17 protein-coding genes are annotated in these 17,080 nt (G+C 67.5%); 6 read left to right on the forward strand and 11 right to left on the reverse strand.

The genetic code is table 11. The features are described from left to right. Positions 1 to 21: 21 nt before the first annotated feature. The 3 genes from EV648_RS12670 to EV648_RS12680 form a co-directional block, all read right to left on the reverse strand. Positions 22 to 717 carry an SDR family oxidoreductase gene (locus tag EV648_RS12670; RefSeq protein ID WP_132289572.1) on the reverse strand — a complete coding sequence of 232 codons (696 nt, stop codon included), beginning with the start codon at positions 715 to 717 and terminating at the stop codon, positions 22 to 24. 43 nt (positions 718 to 760) lie between these two features. Next, positions 761 to 1,585 carry an acyltransferase domain-containing protein gene (locus EV648_RS12675; protein ID WP_132289575.1) on the reverse strand — a complete coding sequence of 275 codons (825 nt, stop codon included), beginning with the start codon at positions 1,583 to 1,585 and terminating at the stop codon, positions 761 to 763. Positions 1,586 to 1,650: 65 nt separating this feature from the next. Beyond that, positions 1,651 to 2,736, reverse strand: a complete 1,086-nt coding sequence (locus EV648_RS12680; RefSeq protein WP_132289578.1) for a hypothetical protein — start codon at positions 2,734 to 2,736, stop codon at positions 1,651 to 1,653. Between the two features lie 101 nt (positions 2,737 to 2,837). Here EV648_RS12680 and EV648_RS12685 point away from each other — a divergent pair, with 101 nt between their 5' ends. Beyond that, entirely contained in the window at positions 2,838 to 3,680 is an 843-nt protein-coding gene (locus EV648_RS12685; RefSeq protein ID WP_132289581.1) for an AraC family transcriptional regulator, read from the forward strand. Between the two features lie 37 nt (positions 3,681 to 3,717). Further along, positions 3,718 to 4,062 carry a VOC family protein gene (locus tag EV648_RS12690; RefSeq protein ID WP_158293980.1) on the forward strand — a complete coding sequence of 115 codons (345 nt, stop codon included), beginning with the start codon at positions 3,718 to 3,720 and terminating at the stop codon, positions 4,060 to 4,062. A 48-nt stretch (positions 4,063 to 4,110) separates the two neighbouring features. Here the strand turns inward: EV648_RS12690 and EV648_RS12695 are convergent, their stop codons facing one another. From EV648_RS12695 to EV648_RS12730, 8 genes are all read right to left on the reverse strand, one after another. Beyond that, positions 4,111 to 4,398 (reverse strand): 4a-hydroxytetrahydrobiopterin dehydratase, encoded by a 288-nt coding sequence (locus EV648_RS12695; RefSeq protein ID WP_132193403.1) that lies wholly within the window; start codon positions 4,396 to 4,398, stop codon positions 4,111 to 4,113. A 67-nt stretch (positions 4,399 to 4,465) separates the two neighbouring features. Then, a complete protein-coding gene (locus EV648_RS12700; protein ID WP_132289587.1) occupies positions 4,466 to 5,857 on the reverse strand; it encodes an MFS transporter in 1,392 nt (463 codons plus the stop codon). Positions 5,858 to 6,161: 304 nt separating this feature from the next. Next, on the reverse strand, positions 6,162 to 8,138 hold the full coding sequence (locus EV648_RS12705) for an AarF/ABC1/UbiB kinase family protein (protein ID WP_132289590.1): 1,977 nt from the start codon (positions 8,136 to 8,138) through the stop codon (positions 6,162 to 6,164). A gap of 721 nt (positions 8,139 to 8,859) precedes the next feature. Continuing rightward, entirely contained in the window at positions 8,860 to 9,612 is a 753-nt protein-coding gene (locus EV648_RS12710) for a succinate dehydrogenase/fumarate reductase iron-sulfur subunit (RefSeq protein WP_132289593.1), read from the reverse strand. Continuing rightward, entirely contained in the window at positions 9,609 to 11,486 is a 1,878-nt protein-coding gene (locus EV648_RS12715) for a fumarate reductase/succinate dehydrogenase flavoprotein subunit (protein WP_132289596.1), read from the reverse strand. Before EV648_RS12715 ends, EV648_RS12710 begins: the two co-directional genes overlap by 4 nt. A 30-nt stretch (positions 11,487 to 11,516) precedes the next feature. Then, positions 11,517 to 12,317 carry a hypothetical protein gene (locus tag EV648_RS12720; RefSeq protein ID WP_132289599.1) on the reverse strand — a complete coding sequence of 267 codons (801 nt, stop codon included), beginning with the start codon at positions 12,315 to 12,317 and terminating at the stop codon, positions 11,517 to 11,519. Then, positions 12,317 to 12,610, reverse strand: coding sequence for a hypothetical protein (locus EV648_RS12725; protein ID WP_132289602.1), 294 nt, complete (start codon positions 12,608 to 12,610; stop codon positions 12,317 to 12,319). The genes EV648_RS12720 and EV648_RS12725 overlap by 1 nt, the downstream gene beginning before the upstream one ends. 107 nt (positions 12,611 to 12,717) lie before the next feature. After that, on the reverse strand, positions 12,718 to 13,359 hold the full coding sequence (locus EV648_RS12730) for a hypothetical protein (RefSeq protein ID WP_132289605.1): 642 nt from the start codon (positions 13,357 to 13,359) through the stop codon (positions 12,718 to 12,720). Between the two features lie 61 nt (positions 13,360 to 13,420). Between EV648_RS12730 and EV648_RS12735 the strand changes: the two genes are divergently transcribed. The 4 genes from EV648_RS12735 to EV648_RS12750 all read left to right on the forward strand — a co-directional run bounded on the left by EV648_RS12735 (position 13,421) and on the right by EV648_RS12750 (position 17,080). Then, positions 13,421 to 13,810: a (deoxy)nucleoside triphosphate pyrophosphohydrolase gene (locus EV648_RS12735; protein WP_132289608.1), complete on the forward strand. Its 390-nt coding sequence runs from the start codon at positions 13,421 to 13,423 to the stop codon at positions 13,808 to 13,810. A 127-nt stretch (positions 13,811 to 13,937) separates the two neighbouring features. After that, positions 13,938 to 14,984 carry an ABC transporter permease gene (locus tag EV648_RS12740; RefSeq protein ID WP_132289611.1) on the forward strand — a complete coding sequence of 349 codons (1,047 nt, stop codon included), beginning with the start codon at positions 13,938 to 13,940 and terminating at the stop codon, positions 14,982 to 14,984. 4 nt (positions 14,985 to 14,988) lie between these two features. Then, positions 14,989 to 15,993, forward strand: a complete 1,005-nt coding sequence (locus tag EV648_RS12745; protein ID WP_132289614.1) for an ABC transporter permease — start codon at positions 14,989 to 14,991, stop codon at positions 15,991 to 15,993. A 16-nt stretch (positions 15,994 to 16,009) separates the two neighbouring features. Then, complete coding sequence (locus tag EV648_RS12750; RefSeq protein ID WP_132289617.1) at positions 16,010 to 17,080, forward strand: ABC transporter ATP-binding protein; 1,071 nt, start codon at positions 16,010 to 16,012, stop codon at positions 17,078 to 17,080.

The raw sequence follows: 17,080 nt of genomic DNA on the forward strand, positions 1-17,080 counted from the left end.
GAGCGGGCCTTCGGTCGGGCCTTAGCGCGGGCTGCCGATGGGCCGGACGATCAGGGTGTTGATGTCGACGCCGGCCGGCTGGGTGAGGGCCCAGACGATCGAGGCGGCTAGTTGGTCGGCGCTGATCCGCTCGCGGCCGGGGGCGAGGCCGCCGACCGGGTCGGAGAAGTGCGTCTCGACCGCGCCGGGGGAGACGAGCGTGACGCCGATGCCGTCACCGGTGACCATTTGCCGGGTGTTCTCGGCGAGACCGGTGACGGCGAACTTGGTCGCGCCGTAGATGTTGCCCGGGGTGTGCACGTGGCCGGCGACACTGCCGACCAGGACGATCCGGCCGCGGCTGACCTTGAGTGCCGGGAGCGCGGCCCGGATCAGCAACGCCGGACCGAGCACGTTGGTCAGGATCATCGACCGCCAGCCCTCGGGATCACCGTCGTCGAGCGAGTCGTGGGTGGCGAAGCCCGCGTTGGCGACGGCGTTGTCCAGCTGCCCGAAGGTCTTCAGCGTCGCGTCGACCGTATCCTGGACCGCGGCCGGGTTGGACGCGTCGCCGGCGATCGTCAGCAGCTCGGCCGGCCGCCCCACCGAGGCGGCGAACGAGTCCAGCCGATCGGCGTTGCGTCCAGTGACGGTGACGCTGTGACCGAGGTCCAGCAGTTGGCGGGCGGCCGCGGCGCCGATACCGCTGGAGCCTCCGGTGATCAAGGTGACTGGCATGCTCACCGACGCTAGGTTCTAGAGTCGGCTCTAGGTCAAGGGGTCAGAGGCGCAGATACCCGAACGCGGTCTGCCAGGTGCCGCCGTTCTCGATCCGCTCCAGCACGATGCGCTGCAGCCGGGTGTCGCGCGGGTACTGCGCCAGGTTCGTCAGGTCGTGGCTGCGGAAGGTGAAGAAGATCGCGCTGTCCTGGCTGTCCACCGGTTCGCCGTACGGCGTGAAGCGGCGGCCGAAGCGGACCATGTTCGAGTCCTGCGGGAGGTTGTCGAGCAGGTACGGGTCGATCAGCCAGGAGCCGAGCGTCGCCGTCTTCACCGTTTGCTCCGGGAACACCCGCGGGAAGAACTCCCGGGCCCGGTCGAAGCTGTCGTCCACCAACTCCGGCGTGAGCGAACCCGTCTCCGGGATGTGTACGCCGATCACCCACTCGCCGGGCTCGGTCCCCGGCACCGGGTGCGAGTCGGGCACCTGGTGTAGCAGGAACTGCAGCCGGCCGAGCGCGTAGATCGTCCCGGTCCAGTGGATCGTCATCCACCAGTGCGTCTCCAGGCCGAACTCGCCGTTGGTCCGGCGGCTCACCTCCAGTTGCTTGCCGAGATCGGCGAGCGTGGCCCAACTGACCTCGTCGCTGATCCCGAGTTCCCGGTGGTAGCGACGGATGTCCGGCAGCGTCTCCAGGAACGCCGCGAGCGAGACCAGCGGGTCGTCCGGAGCGGTCAGGTCACCCTCGGCCGGGAAGGTGCCGATCACCCGGCAGAGTTGCGCGGCGAACTCCGTCACCGCTTGGCGGTCGACGTCGAGCTTCTCGGCGTCCTCCCGGTCGGCATCAGTGAATCCCAGCAGGCGGTACTCGTCAGCAGTCGTCACCCGCCAACCGTAGCTGTCAGATACTTACGACCCCGCATCCGCCTTCCGGACCTAAGCTCCACGGGTCAGCGCTCCTCGGCCAGACCGAGGTAGAGGACGGTCGGGTCCGCGGGGCTGAACGCCAGCGACGGGATGCCGTCGTAGTGGTTGTGCTGCTTGCTCAGCTCACCGGTGGAGGGGCGGAAGCGATAGAGATCGGCGCCGTAGTTCGCGAAGGACGTGCCGTAGGAGAAATAGAGCAGGTCCGGGTCGACCGGGCTGGCCCACATCTGGTTGCCGTTGTAGAGCGTCGCCCGGGACTGGTCGAGCACCGGCCGGAACTTGAGGCCGCCGTCGTCCGACTGCCAGATGTACCGCGTCGCCTCGTCACGCTCGTAGCCCTCCATCCAGACGACCTGCGGGTTCGCCGGGGAGATCGCCAGGCTGAACGCGTTCACGCGGGTGACCGCGGCGGATCGGTGCCAGCTGCGGCCGCCGTCGAAGGTGGCGTAGGTGCCGTCGGACATCACGCCGAGCACGAGGTGGTCCGGATCCCGCGGGTCGATCACCGCGTTGTAGACGAAGAGATCCTTGGCCGGGAGGATGCCCGTCCGGTGCCAGGTCACGCCGTCGTCGATGGAGTCGTAGATCTGCCCGTCACCTGCCACCACCCGAAGCTCGTCCCGCAGGGCCACGAAGGCCGACAGCCCGCTGCCCGCGACCGGACCCGCCACTGTGCTCACCTGGTTGCCCTTCACCCGGTGGATCGGCTGGTCGTTCACGCTGTAGATGTACGCCGTCTCACCCGGGCCCGGCGCCACGTCGTACGTCGCGAGGTCGTCCGGCGACTTGTCGAGCTGTTGCCAACTGCAACCGGCGTCGCTGGAGCGCTGGATCGACTGGCGGCCGATCGCGATCAACGTGTTCGGCTCCTCGAGCGTGGCCACCTTGGCGTACGTCACCGGCCGCAGTTGTCCCTTGGTCGGGATCAGGTCGGCGCCGTCGGAGTACGTGATGGTGACGGAGCCGTCGCCGTACACGGTGTCGCACTGCGGGGTGTTCCAGAACCAGCCGGGCTCATCCAAGGTGCCGGCGTTGGCGGGGGAGGCGAGGGTGATGGTCAGGGCGGAGGCCAGCAGAGCGACGCCGGCTCGGAGGCGGTGTGAGGTCATGTGCCATGTGTAGATGGCCGGTCCGGCGCGCCACCAGGAGTCACCCTGGCCGACGCCCGCCATGACGTATACCAGCCACGCTTCGGGGAGGATGCTGTCTCGTGGTCTCTTATCTGCGGGTTCCTCCGCCTGCTGAGCAGCGCGACTTCGTCGAGCACTACTGGATGGTGGAGGCGCCGGGATCGCCGTCGGAGGTCAAGCGGGAGATCCTGATCCCGAACGGCCGACCGGGTCTTGCCATTGCGCTCGCCGAGCCGGGCGTCCGGCACGATGCGGTGACCGGGCACGCCTGGACGAACGACGCCTCATTGTTCGGGATCATGACTCGCCCGCACGTGCTGACCCAGACGGGGATGTCGAGCTACGTGGGCGCGGAGTTCAAGCCTTGGGGAATCGCCGCCCTCGGCCTACCCGACCGCCTGGTCGACGCCGTTCTACCTCTGGCCCGCTGGACAGACCCTGGTACTGCGGAACGCCTGGCGGGTGAGCTCGTCGGGCTCGAGTTCGGGCAACCGCGCGCGGACAGGCTCGCGGAGTTCGTCGGGTCGAGGCTGCGCGACGTACGGGCCGTGGACGTGGTGGATCGCGCCGTGAAGGTGATTGAGGAGGCCCGGGGAGCTGTGTCCGTCGCCGAGGTGGCCGGCGCGGTCGGCGTCTCGTACAGCAGCCTGTACCGGATATTCACCGGCCTGACAGGTGTGGGGCCGAAGCAGTTCGCCGAGATCGTGAGGTACTTCAATTTCGTCGGCGGGCTGCTGGGTGGACCTGCCGACGCGGCATCCACACTCGCCGCCCTGCACGGGTACTACGACCAGGCGCACGCGGCGCGGGACTTCAAGCGGTTCACGGGAGTCAGTGCGACCTCGTTCCGGGCTGTGCAGAACGGGATCGCCGCGTTGATGCATGGAAGATCCGTCCAAGACGCGGCGCCGGGTGCCGGGTGATGCTGGTGCTCTCATCACCGGAACGGAAGCAGGCATCGTGGGACGGATCATCCATGTCGAACTGACCGCCGCCGATCTCGGCCGGGCGGCCACCTTCTATGCCGAGGCCTTGGGCTGGCAGCCCGAGCCGTCGCCCTTCATCGAGGGTTACCTGGTCGCGCAGACCGGCGAGGGCGCGGGGATCGACGGCGCCATCATGAGTCGCGACTACCAGCAGCAGACGACGATCGCGTGGATCGAAGTGGACGACCTTGACGCCACGCTCGACGCCGTCGTGAAGGCAGGCGGCGCCAGGGCGGGCGAAGTACAGGAGCTTCCGGGCGTCGGGCGGCTCGCCTACGTCCGCGACCCCGAAGGCACCCTCCTCGGCCTCCGCCAGTAGCCGGCTCGGCCTCTCGCTGGGCCTGGCGTTAGCGCTGGGCGGCCTTGGTCAGCCGGCGGCGGTGTCGATGTGACGAGCCAGGACCAAGTCGTTGTCGGTAATGCCACCGGCGTCGTGCGTGGCGAGCCGGAAGGTGATCGTGGTCCAGCGGATGTCGATGTCCGGGTGGTGGTTCATCGATTCGGCCAGCTGGGCGACGGTCGCGACGAGCCGGATCCCGTCCATGAACGTCGGCTTCTTGACGCTGCGCACCAGTTCGTTGTCGACCACTTTCCACTCCGGCAGGTGGTCGCGAATCGCGAGATCGATCTGGTCATCCGTCAGCAGCTCAGCCATAGGCGACATTCTAGTGCCCCGCACCCTCTCCCCGGACCGCGAGCAGAGGCCGAAGCACTCAGGCGATTCAGTCGGCTGGGCGGACTCGGGCGGAGGTGAGGAGGCCGGCGAGGGCTAGGGCGGCGCTGGCGGTGATGATCGTGCCGAAGACCCAGCGGGTGGGATGAGCGGCGTTCAGTGCGAGCAGCGTGCCGCTGACGGCCAGGGCGGTGGCGATGCTCATGGTGCTGGCCATCTGGGCCGCGCTGCTGTTGCGGCCGGAGTTGCTCGCGTCGGACAGGTCGAGGGTGAGCACGGACAGGCTCGACGTGCTGAGTCCCATCCCGATCCCCGCGACGGTCCACCCCGCCAACCCGGCCCAGGTCGTCGTGTCGGTCCAGGCGAGCAACGAGGTGCCTGCCAGGCCGACGGTCATCAGCGTCAGGCCGATACGCAGTACGGAGGTCCGCGGCATGCCGTGGTCGCGGCCCTGCAGCCAAGAGCCGAACGCCCAGCTCACCCCCGTGATCGAGAGGGTGACACCCGCGCGCGACGGGCTGAAGTCGTGCTGCAGCGTCAGCAGCAACGGCAAGTAGGCGCCGGCGCCCGCGAAGGCCGCCCCGCCGAGGCCGCGCACCGCCACCACGGCCGGGAAGCCACGCCGCGCGGTGAAGGTCCCGCGAGGCATCACCCGTACCGCGGCCGCGGCCAGCACCGCCAGGCTGACGGGAATCGCCAGTCCGGCGATCAGGGGATGCGTCTCGAGCTGATCGCCGGCCAGCGTCATCGTGAACAGCGCGACGGAGGCACCGAATGCCCAGGGCAAGGCAGCTCGCCACGCAACCAGCTCGGCAGCGTCCTCGGGGCTGCGCTCGGGCGCTGGTGTGCTTGCCGACTGCCGCATCGCCGGTTGCAGCAGCAGCCAACTCGGGACCAGGAGTGCCAACGCACCCAGGAACACCCACCGCCAGCCGAACTGCTCGGTGATCACGCCGGTCAACAGAGGTCCGAGCACCGACGGCAGGATCCACATCGCCGCGAACAGGGAGAACATCCTCGGTCGCAGTACGGCGGGAAGAGCCCTGGCCACGAGCACCATCAACGCGACGTCGAGCAAGCCCTCGGCCAGTCCGCTCAGCAGCCGTCCGGCTACCACCATCGGCATCTCTTGCGCCGTCCCGACCAGGAGCTGAGCAAGTCCGAAGGTGATCGCTCCCGCTCGCAGCGCAGGAATCGGTCCACGCCGATCAGCCCACAAGCCGGCAACAGCGAGCGAAACCAGGTATCCGGCGTTCGGCGCCGCATTCGCCAGCCCGAAGCTCCCGAGCGCGTCGAACTCCCGGACCATGGTCGGGAGCGCCGTCCCCACCGCCCGGTTCTCGAACGCTCCGAGGGTCACCAACGACACAACCCCGAGCACCAACGGCAGATGCGCACCATGGAACAACCGCGCGCGGGAGGACACCTCAGTCGACGACATGCCCGCCATCCTCGAAGTTCAACCTGACTTCAAGTCAAGCCGGGGCCTGGTCCAGCTGTAGCCGGCCAGGTTGGTGCCGCTCCCGGCCGAGCGGTGCCAGCGGTAGTTGTGGGGGTGGACACCAAAACGGGACCTCGGAGGCTCCCCATTTCTTGTCCGAGGTCCCGGCAGGGTGTTCGGGATTCGCCACCGGTGCTCGAGAAGACACCTGGACGGGCGTGATGGCCGGTGGGTGGCCGTCCGCTGCACCATCCAACCCCGCGCTCCAGCCTCAAGTGTTACCAACGCCCCGACCCGAGTACCCCTAGACGCGGGATCGGCTGTCGGGGAGGCGGAAGACCAGCACCAGGACCCGCAGGACGAGGACGGCGCAGATGACCAGCAGGTTGTAAGCGAACAGCTGGTAGAGGCTGACGGATTCGGTCACCTTCGGGCCGCCCGGCGTACCGAGCAGGAGGACCGCCATCAGGCCCGCCGTGGCGCCGAGGATCGCCAGCAGAGCCTGGTGGAGAAGGCCGGTGAAATGGCGACGGTCGCGTTCGTCGGCGAACAGGCGGACGTTCAGCCCGAGCCGTCCGCTCTCGGCGGCCGCGGCGATCCGGTCGATCCGGCGGGGGAGTCGCCGCAGCATCGGCAGCAGCGTCGCCAGTTCCTCGGTCGCGGTACGGCGCAGTGCCTCGGGGGCGAGGCGGTCCGTCACATGCGCGGCGGCGAACTGGCGCGAGGCGGCGACCAGATCGAAGTCGGGGGAGATCCGCGAGATCGTGCCCTCGATCGTCGCCAGCGCCCGGAACACCGCGGCCACCTCCGGCGGTACGCCGAGATCGTGCGCGGTGATGATCTTGAACAGGTCGTTGAACATGGCCGGGCCGAGAGCCGCGCCGGCGCCGAGGTGGCGGGCCATGAACTGCCCGACCGCGCGCTCCAGGCTCTGCTCGTCGATCACGTCCGGGCGGTACACGATCTCCAGCAGCGCGTCGGTGGCGGCTACCGGATCACCGTGGTCGACCGCCAGCAGGAACCGCTGCAGGGCCTCTCGGGTGGACGGATCGAGCCGCCCGACCGAGCCGAGGTCGAGCATCCCGATCCGGCCGTCGGTGAGCAGCAGGAAGTTGCCGGGGTGCGGATCCGCGTGGAAGACGCCGTCGATCGCCACCTGGCCGAGCAGGCAGTCGAACAGCACCCGCGCGAGCCGAGCGGCGTCCAGGCCGCGCTCGGCGATCGTGCCGGCCGCAGTACCGAGGCCGACGCCGTCGAGCCGTTGCATCGTGAGCACACGACCGGTCGAGTACCGCGGGAAGAGTGCCGGCACCACCACGTCGTTGTTCCCGGCAACTGATCGGCCGGCCGAGACGCTGGCCATGTTGCCTGCCTCGACCGTGAAGTCGAGCTCCTCGCGCATCGCGTCGGCGAACCCCTCGGCGAGCGCGCGGACACCCATCGATCGACCCCAGTCGGTGTTCCGCTCGAGCATCCTGGCCAGCCGCTGCACGATGTCCAGATCCCGGTCGACGACTGATGAGATCCCCGGCCGCTGCACCTTGACGACCACCTGTACTCCGTCGAGGTCTGCGGCGTACACCTGAGCGACGGAAGCGGCGGCGAGTGGTTCGGCGGCGAAGTCGGTGAAGACCTGACGAGGTGGTGCGCCCAGTTCCTCGGTAAGGACGTCCTCGATCTGCGGCCAGGGCGCGGGAGAGACCTGGTCCTGCAGACGGCTGAGCTCGAGCGCGACCGCCGCGGGGATCACGTCGCTGCGGGTGGAGAGCACCTGGCCGAGCTTGACGAAGGTGACGCCGGCCTCGTCCAGGGCGAGCCGAAGCGAACGGGCGAGATCCGCCTGGCCGGCCGCGTTCTCCCGGCCCGGGCGACGGCGACCGCGAAGATACGGCCCGAGCCCGTGCCGGACGGCGATCCGCAGAATCTGCAGATACCTGCGCGTCCGGGCGATCCGCCCGCTCAGATCCCGCCGCAGATCCCGGGCCCTGGGCAACGACCCGGTGGGCACCAGCGCCTCGGACAACACGAGAAAGATGAGCCCGGCAAGCATCGAGCACAGCGCAGTCAACGCCAGAAACGCGACCGCAGCCCCGGTCGACCCAGTCCACGGCAACGGCCCGGCCAGCGCATTCAGCAACGGACTGAACACGGCCAACGTCAGCCCCGCGCCCACGGCCAACCGCCCGAACCCGAACCGCACCCCGAGCAACCGCTGCGACACCGGCACGAAAATCACCATGAACACAGCAACATTCACCAGGCCGACCACAACCACGTCCATGCCCAGACCCTAGGCGCTCACCCACCCACCAGAACTCACCCACGCGAGGGATACGCCTCCCCCACCAGAACAGCAAGAGAAGAGCGGAGGAGAGTGCAGCCGCAGCCGCAGCGCAGCCTCAGCCAGACTGGCGCTGAGCTCGCGAGCAAGCTCGCAGGAGGTCCTGAGAGTGACGGTGATGAGCTAGCGGTCGGGGAGCCGTCACCTCAAGCTGACCGACGGAAGCCAGAGAAGGCCAGACAGGTGACAGCGCTGCCGCAGGCCTCTGAACTACCTCAGCCAGGCGAGCGCTGAGATCGCCAGCAAGCTCGCAGGCGATCTGAGGTCCACATCAACCACCTGCCACCGCAGTCCTGTGCACGCGCTACAGGCCAGATGAAATGCCGCGCGGGGCTGGTGTTCGGTTGGTTGCCGCCACCGGCCAGGGAGTTGTGGCCGGGTGGTGGTCAAGTTTGTCCACGGACACGCCTGGGCGCTGTCGCTGTCCGGAAGGATGAGGACAGGTCTATCCACAGAAACAGATCAACCGATCTGCCAAGCCGCTGCGGGCCCCCGCTTCCAAGGGCGTAGCAGGCGGCAGCTCTCTCACCTCTCTCTGTCTTTCCGTTCTGTGCTTGCCCTTCTTGTTTGTTGCTGTCCCTCCCTTCCCCTCTCCCTCTGCCGGGAAGGCGAAGGCCGCCCCAGCTGTGAGCTGGGGCGGCCTTCGCAAGAGGGAGTGCGGTCAGGCTGGGCGGCGGCGGATTTTGTTGCCCAGCCAGACGATGGGGTCGTACTTGCGGTCGGCGACTCGTTCCTTCATCGGGATGAGGGCGTTGTCGGTGATCTTGATGTTCTCGGGGCAGACCTCGGTGCAGCACTTGGTGATGTTGCAGAAGCCGAGGCCGTGCTGCTCCTGGGCCGCCTTCTGCCGGTCGGCGGCATCGAGCGGGTGCATGTCCAGCTCGGCGATCCGCATCAGGAAGCGCGGGCCGGAGAAGGACTCCTTGTTCTCCTCGTGGTCGCGGATCACGTGGCAGGTGTCCTGGCACAGGAAGCACTCGATGCACTTGCGGAACTCCTGCGAGCGCTCCACGTCGACCTGCTGCATCCGGTACTCGCCGGGCTTCAGGTCGGCCGGTGGCGTGAACGCGGGGATCTGGCGAGCCTTCTCGTAGTTGAACGAGACGTCCGTGACCAGGTCCCGGATCACCGGGAAGGTCCGCATCGGGGTGACCGTGACGGTCTCGCCCTCTTCGAAGGTGTTCATCCGGCACATGCACATCAGCTTCGGCATGCCGTTGATCTCGGCGCTGCAGGAGCCGCACTTGCCGGCCTTGCAGTTCCAGCGGACCGCGAGATCCGGTGTCTGGGTCGCCTGCAGCCGGTGGATGACGTCTAGGACGACCTCGCCCTCGTTCACCTCGACCTCGTAGTCCTGGAGGTCACCGCCGTCGGCGTCACCACGCCAGACCCGGAACTTGCCCTTATAACTCATGCCGGCAGCTCCTCCTCAGTCATGTACTTCTTCAGCTCGTCCAGCTCGAACAGTTCCAGCAGGTCGTCGCGCATCGGGATCTGGTCCTTGCGGACCACGCTGACGCTGCCGTCGGCCTGCAGCGCGCACACCAGCAGGAGCTTGCGCCACTCCGCGTTCATCCCGGGGAAGTCGTCGCGGGTGTGACCGCCGCGGGACTCCTGCCGCTCCAGCGCCGCCTTCGCGACACATTCGGAGACGGCCAGCATGTTGCGCAGGTCCAGTGCGAGGTGCCAGCCTGGGTTGAACTGCCGGTGCCCCTCGACCGTCATCTTCGCGATCCGGCCGCGGAACTCGGCGAGCCGGCCGAGCGCCTGCTCGATCTCGTCGGCCTTGCGGATGATGCCGACCAGGTCGTTCATCGACTGCTGCAGTTCCTGGTGGATCGTGTACGGGTTCTCCCCGCCCTCGAGCTCGAACGGAGCCAGCGCCTCGGCGGCAGCGGCGTCGATGTCGGCCTCGGCGATCTTCGGCCGCTCGGTGCCCAGCTGGTCGAGGTACGTCGCGGCGCCCATTCCGGCGCGCCGGCCGAACACGAGCAGGTCGGACAGCGAGTTGCCGCCGAGCCGGTTCGAGCCGTGCATGCCGCCCGCGACCTCACCGGCCGCGAACAGCCCCGGTACGACGGACTGCGCGGTGTCGGGGTCCACCTCGACGCCACCCATCACGTAGTGACAGGTCGGGCCGACCTCCATCGGCTCGGCGGTGATGTCGACGTCCGCGAGCTCCTTGAACTGGTGGTACATCGACGGCAGCCGGCGCTTGATCTCCTCGGCCGGGAGCCGGGAGGACACGTCCAGGAAGACGCCACCGTGCGGCGTACCGCGCCCGGCCTTGACCTCGGAGTTGATCGCCCGGGCGACCTCGTCGCGGGGCAGCAGCTCCGGTGGGCGCCGGTTGTTGTCGGCGTCCTTGTACCAGCGGTCGGCCTCTTCCTCGGTCTCCGCGTACTGCGCGCGGAACACGTCCGGCACGTAGTCGAACATGAACCGCTTGCCCTCGGAGTTCTTCAGCACCCCGCCGTCACCACGGACCGACTCGGTGACCAGGATCCCCTTCACCGACGGCGGCCAGACCATGCCGGTCGGGTGGAACTGGATGAACTCCATGTTGATCAGCGTCGCGCCGGCCCGCATCGCCAGCGCGTGCCCGTCACCCGTGTACTCCCAGGAGTTCGAGGTGACCTTGAACGACTTGCCGACGCCGCCGGTGGCCAGGATGACCGCGGGAGCGTCGAACAGGATGAACCGGCCGGACTCGCGCCAGTAGCCGAAGGCGCCGGAGATCGCGTCGCCGTCCTTCAGCAGCTCGGTCACCGTGCACTCGGCGTACACCTTGAGGTTGGCCTCGTAGTCGCCGGTGGCCTCGAAGTCCTCCTGCTGCAGCGACACGATCTTCTGCTGCAGGGTGCGGATCAGCTCCAGGCCGGTGCGGTCGCCGACGTGCGCGAGCCGCGGGTAGGTGTGACCGCCGAAGTTGCGCTGGCTGATCCGGCCGTCCGGCGTACGGTCGAACAGCGCGCCGTACGACTCCAGTTCCCAGACCCGGTCGGGGGCTTCCTGCGCGTGCAGTTCGGCCATCCGCCAGTTGTTCAGGAACTTCCCGCCGCGCATCGTGTCGCGGTAGTGCACCTGCCAGTTGTCGTTCGAGTTCGCGTTGCCCATCGCGGCCGCGCAGCCACCCTCGGCCATCACGGTGTGGGCCTTGCCGAACAGGGACTTGCACACGATCGCGGTGCGCTTGCCCTGCTCGCGGGCCTCGATCGCCGCGCGCAGACCGGCGCCGCCGGCCCCGATCACGACGACGTCGTAGGAGTGTCGTTCCAGCTCAGTCATAGAAGTCAGACGTCCGTATCAGTGTCGAGATCAGTTGAAGAAGCGCAGGTCGGAGAACCAGCCCGCCGACAGCGACATGATGTACGCATCGGTGAGGATCACGGTGAACAGCGAGATCATCGCGTAGGTACCGTGCTTCGGGTTCAGTTTGGACACGAAGGTCCAGTACCGGTAGCGCAGCGGGTGCTTGGAGAAGTTCTTCAGCCGGCCGCCGACGATGTGCCGGCAGGCGTGGCAGGACAGCGTGTACAGCCACAGCATCACCAGGTTGATCCAGATGATCACCGTGCCGAGGCCGATGCCGAAGCCGCCGTCCTTGCCGTGGAAGGCCTGGATGCCGTCGTACACGTTGAGCAGTCCGAAGACCAGCGCGCCGTAGAAGAAGTAGCGGTGCAGGTTCAGCACGATCAGCGGGAACTTGCTCTCACCGGTGTACTTCTTGTGCGGCTCCGGGACCGCGCAGGCGGTCGGCGCGAAGAACAGAGACCGGTAGCCCGCCTTGCGGTAGTAGTAACAGGTGCCGCGGAAGCCGGCCAGCACCGCGAAGGTGATGATGCTGAAAGGGATGAACACCGGGAACTTCGGGAACCAGGTGCCGAGGTGACTGGACCCCTGGACGCACGACTCGGTGACGCACGGCGAATAGAGCGGTGTGAGGTAGTGGTAGGCGTCAACCCAGTACCACTTGTTCATGAAGATCCGGATCGTCGCGTAGACGATGAAGAAGACCAGGATCACACCGATCCGCAGCGGCGCCAGCCACCAGCGATCAGTTCGTAGTGTCTTTTGCCCGATCTGCGCGCGACCGGGTGCGCTAACGCCCGTTGCCATCAGGGGGCGTGCCTGTCGGGCGCGCCGAAGCCTTCGTGCTCCGCGTCGGTCCACATGGACGCGTCGTATTCCACGTCGGGGATCTCCTCGAGTTCCTCCGGAACGGGTCCGGGTCTGTGTTGCGGGTCGGGAGGGCCGAGTTCTGCCAGGTCGTCACTCAGCCTGGCCACGTCGGACACCAACCGGCGAATGCCGAGGGTGTCACCGTACTCCTGGCTGAGCTTGCCGACTGTGGTGTGCAACACCTCGAGAGCACGCTGCACCGCTGCCACGGTGCTGTTGCCGTCACCCATACCGACTCCAGTAATGGTTTTGTCGCTGTAAGTATGGGCACACTGTGCCTCCGCGAGGCGCACAACGGAAGACCCCTCGGTACGGCGTGTTTCTAGTTAGGTCTACCTCAGTTGCCGAAGGCGCTCGGGTGGAGTATGGGCGCGAATCCGGCCTTCAGAACAACGAGATTCGCCGGCGGAGTGAGTACTGCGACCTGCCGCAGCCCGGGTGGTCGCGCCGGTGTGGCGTATCCCTCCCACGACCAGCCGAGCACCAACCTGTCACCGTCGGGTCCGCCGAGCACCAGCGCCGGGCGTCCGTCGTACCGGATCATCGCGCCGTCGGGGAGATCGTCCAGGTCGGCGATCGTGGTGCGCTGCTGCCGGGTGCGCGGTTCGACCCGCTCCAGGTGGAGCTGTGCGTCCATCGCGGCGGCCCGGGGGCGCTCGGTCAGACCACGTCCGCCGGCCCACGCTCCGGCGTACAGGAGGAAGTCGCGGCGGCGGCAGTAGGCGCACGGGCGGTGACCGGCGGCCAGCGCGACGGCCTCGTCGAAGAAGAACAGCGCGGTCCAGCGGCCGGGTGGCATCGGGTCGCGCTGAACGCCCTTCCAGTCGAGCACGCAGCAGATCCAGGCCTTCGACCGCCACCGCGTGGTCCCCAGTTGCCGGTCCGGTCCGTGCAAGGTGCCGCGATTGCCCATCAGCAGCCCGCGGCCGGATTCGGCCACGATCTCCTGGGTGGGCAGCACTCTGTTCTGCAACGGCACCCCACCATCCTCTCCTGGCGCACGGACAGTTTCCGGCCGTTTTCTGGCACAGTCGTGGGCCATGGGAGACAGGCAGGTTGTCGTGGGCGTGGCTGTGGTCAGAGATGGCGAGGTGCTGGCGGCGCTGCGGTCCGGGCCCGACGGCGGCTGGGAGTTTCCCGGCGGAAAGGTGGAGCCGGGAGAAACGGAAGAAGCAGCGGCGGTCCGAGAGTTGCGGGAGGAGCTTGCCCTCGAGGTCAAGGTGGGTGCGGCGCTCGGGGTGGGGCAGGCGATTGACGAGCGGTACCTGCTGCGGGTGTATCTGGCCGAGCTCCTGGCGGGTGAACCAGTTCTCCATGAACACAGCGAGACACGCTGGGTGAGCGCGCGGCAACTGGACGCCTTGGGCTGGTTGCCGGCGGACCGGCCGTTCCTCCCGGCGCTGCGCGAGGCGCTCCGCGACGGCATCTGATCCGTCACGATTCGGAGACGACGGGGTCCCTTGCATGGCGTCCACACTGCGAGATACGTAGGGTTCCGGCAACTCGGCCGTCAGGGGTGGCGGCGGCGCGCACTAACCGGAAGGGCGGGCGACAGCGATGACGCTGGGGGTATCGGAGGCCCAGTCTCCAGAGGGCGGTCTGCCGGCTGATCATCTCGCCGACACCGCCGAGGCCAAGCAGATCGAGGGTCGTTCCCTGGGCCAGATCGCCTGGGCGCGGCTGAAGAAGGACAAGATCGCGGTCGCGAGCGCGATCGTGATCCTGATCATCATCGGGGTGGCGATCTTCGCGCCGCTGATCGTGAAGATCAACGGCTTCCCGCCGGACCAGTTCAACAAGGTCGACGCCAACGGCGACCCGCTGCTCAATACCCGTGACGGCGGTATTCCGATCGGTGGCCTGTGGGGCAGCGGCATGAGCAGCGAGCACTGGCTCGGCGTCGAGCCGCAGAACGGCCGCGACGTCTTCTCCCGGCTGGTCTACGGCACCCGGGTCTCGCTGCTGGTCGCGCTAGGCGGCACCATCATCGCGATCGTGCTCGGCACCGTGATCGGGATGGTGTCGGGCTACTTCCGCGGCACGGTCGACACGCTGCTCAGCCGGCTGATGGACATCATTCTGAGCTTCCCGTATCTGCTCTTCGTGATGGCCCTGACGCCGGTGATCGCCGACCGCGGCCAGGACCTGTTCGGCATCCCGGACAACAACACGCTGCGGATGGGTGTGCTGATGTTCGTTCTCGGCTTCTTCGGCTGGGCGTACCTGGCCCGGATCGTTCGCGGCCAGGTACTGTCCCTTCGCGAGCGGGAGTTCGTCGAAGCGGCCAGATCGCTCGGCGCGGGCCCGGCGTACGTGATCTTCCGGCAGATCCTGCCGAACCTGATCCCGACCCTGCTGGTCTACACCACCCTGCTGATCCCGAGCTACATCACCGCGGAGGCCGCGTTGTCCTTCCTGGGTGTCGGTATCAAGGAGCCCACCGCCTCGTGGGGCCGGATGATCGACGACGCGTCGGACTGGATCGAGAGCAACCCGCTCTACCTCTTCTTCCCGGGCACGGCGCTGTTCATCACCGTGCTGGCGTTCAACCTGCTCGGCGACTCCGTGCGCGACGCCCTCGACCCGCGAGCCGGGAGGAGCTGACCCGATGGGCCGTTACCTGATCCGCCGGCTGCTGCAGACGGTGCTCATCCTCTGGGTGATCAGCGCCATCACGTTCTTTCTCTTCTGGGTCACCCCGGCGAACCCGGCTTTGCTGATCTGCGGCAAGAACTGCAACACCGAGACGATTGCCCAGGTCAACGCGACCTACGGTTTCGACGACCCGCTGATCGTCCAGTACGGCACATACATGAAGGGCCTGGTGAACCCGGGCGGCCGGATGATCGGCACCGAGGGCAGCGAGCGCAAGTGCCCGTGGCCCTGCTTCGGCGAGTCGTACCAGAACGGCGTCCCGGTCTGGGACTCGATCTCCGAAGCCTTCCCCGCGACCTTCTGGCTCGCCACCGGGGCCGCGGTCCTCTGGCTGTTCTTCGGCGTGCTGCTCGGTTTGCTGGCGGCGTTGCGCAAGGGCAAGTGGCTGGACAAGCTGAGCGTCGGGATCGCCCTGTTCGGCGTCTCGTTCCCGACCATCGTGTTCGGCTATCTGCTGCTGTTCACCTTCATCGTCAAACTCAACTGGATACCGTTCCCCGACACGGCCAACGCCGCCTTGTTCACCGTCGGTCCGGCGAAGTGGCTGCAGTTCTACATCCTGCCGTGGATCACGCTGGCGCTGGTGTTCGCGGCGCTCTACACCCGGCTCACCCGGGCCAACATGATCGACACGATGAACGAGGACTACATCCGCACCGCCCGGGCCAAGGGCCTCGGTGAGGGGACCGTCGTGTTCAAGCACGGACTGCGTGCCGCGCTGACACCGATCGTCACCATCTTCGGTCTGGACCTGGGTGGCCTGCTCGGCGGTGCGGTGATCACCGAGCAGATCTTCAGCATCACCGGCCTGGGCAAGCTCTCGATCGACTCGGTGCTCAGCAACGACCTGCCGGCGATCATGGGCGTGGTCCTGTTCGCCGCGGTCTTCGTGGTCGTCGCGAACATCATCGTCGACATTCTGTACGCCTTCATCGACCCGCGCGTGCGGTTGTCCTGACCCGACGAGGAGACCAATGACCGAGTCTGTGACAACGACGGCGACCGCGGGCACCGGGACCGGCCGGCCGTTCCTGGAGCTCAAGGACCTGCAGGTGCACTTCCCGACCGACGACGGCCTGGTGAAGGCGGTCAACGGCCTGAGCTTCACCCTGGAGCGAGGCAAGACCCTCGGCATCGTGGGCGAGTCCGGTTCCGGCAAGAGCGTTTCCAGCCTGGCCATCATGGGCCTGCAGAAGGGTACCCAGGCGCAGGTGAGCGGTGAGATCTGGCTGGACGGCGCTGAGCTGGTGTCGATGTCGGTGCCCGAGATCCGCCGGCTGCGCGGCCAGCAGGTCGCGATGATCTTCCAGGACCCGCTGTCGGCGATGCACCCGTTCTACAAGATCGGCGACCAGCTCGTCGAGGCCTACCTGGTGCATAACAACGCGCCGAAGTCGGTGGCGAAGAAGCGCGCCATCGAGCTGCTCGACCGGGTGGGCATCCCGTCCCCCAGCAAGCGGTTCGACGACTACCCGCACCAGTTCTCCGGCGGTATGCGGCAGCGGGCGATGATCGCGATGGCGCTGATGTGCGACCCGCAGCTGCTGATCGCGGACGAGCCGACCACCGCCCTGGACGTAACCGTGCAGGCCCAGATCCTCGACCTGATGATGGATCTGCAGAAGGAGTTCAACTCCGCGATCGTCATCATCACCCACGACCTCGGTGTGGTCGCCCAGATGGCACAGGACGTAGTGGTGATGTACGGCGGCCGGGTGGTGGAGTCCGGACCGGTCCGGGACATCTTCTACCGGCCGGAGATGCCGTACACCTGGGGGCTGCTCGGGTCGATCCCACGGGTGAACCGTGGCGGCGACCACCGGCTCAAGTCGATCCGGGGCACTCCGCCGTCGCTGATCAACCTGCCCAATGGCTGCCCGTTCCAGCCACGCTGCGACTACCAGCAGTACGTCGAGGGACACTCCTGCGTCGCTGAAGTTCCCGAGCTGCTGCAGATCGGCACCGGCGGGCACAGGGTCCGCTGTCACATCGAGTCCGAGCAGCGCAGCCGGCTGTTCGCCGAGCAGATCAAGCCGAACCTGTGA

Origin of the sequence: Kribbella sp. VKM Ac-2568 (genome assembly GCF_004345365.1) — a bacterium.
Lineage (GTDB): Bacteria > Actinomycetota > Actinomycetes > Propionibacteriales > Kribbellaceae > Kribbella > Kribbella orskensis.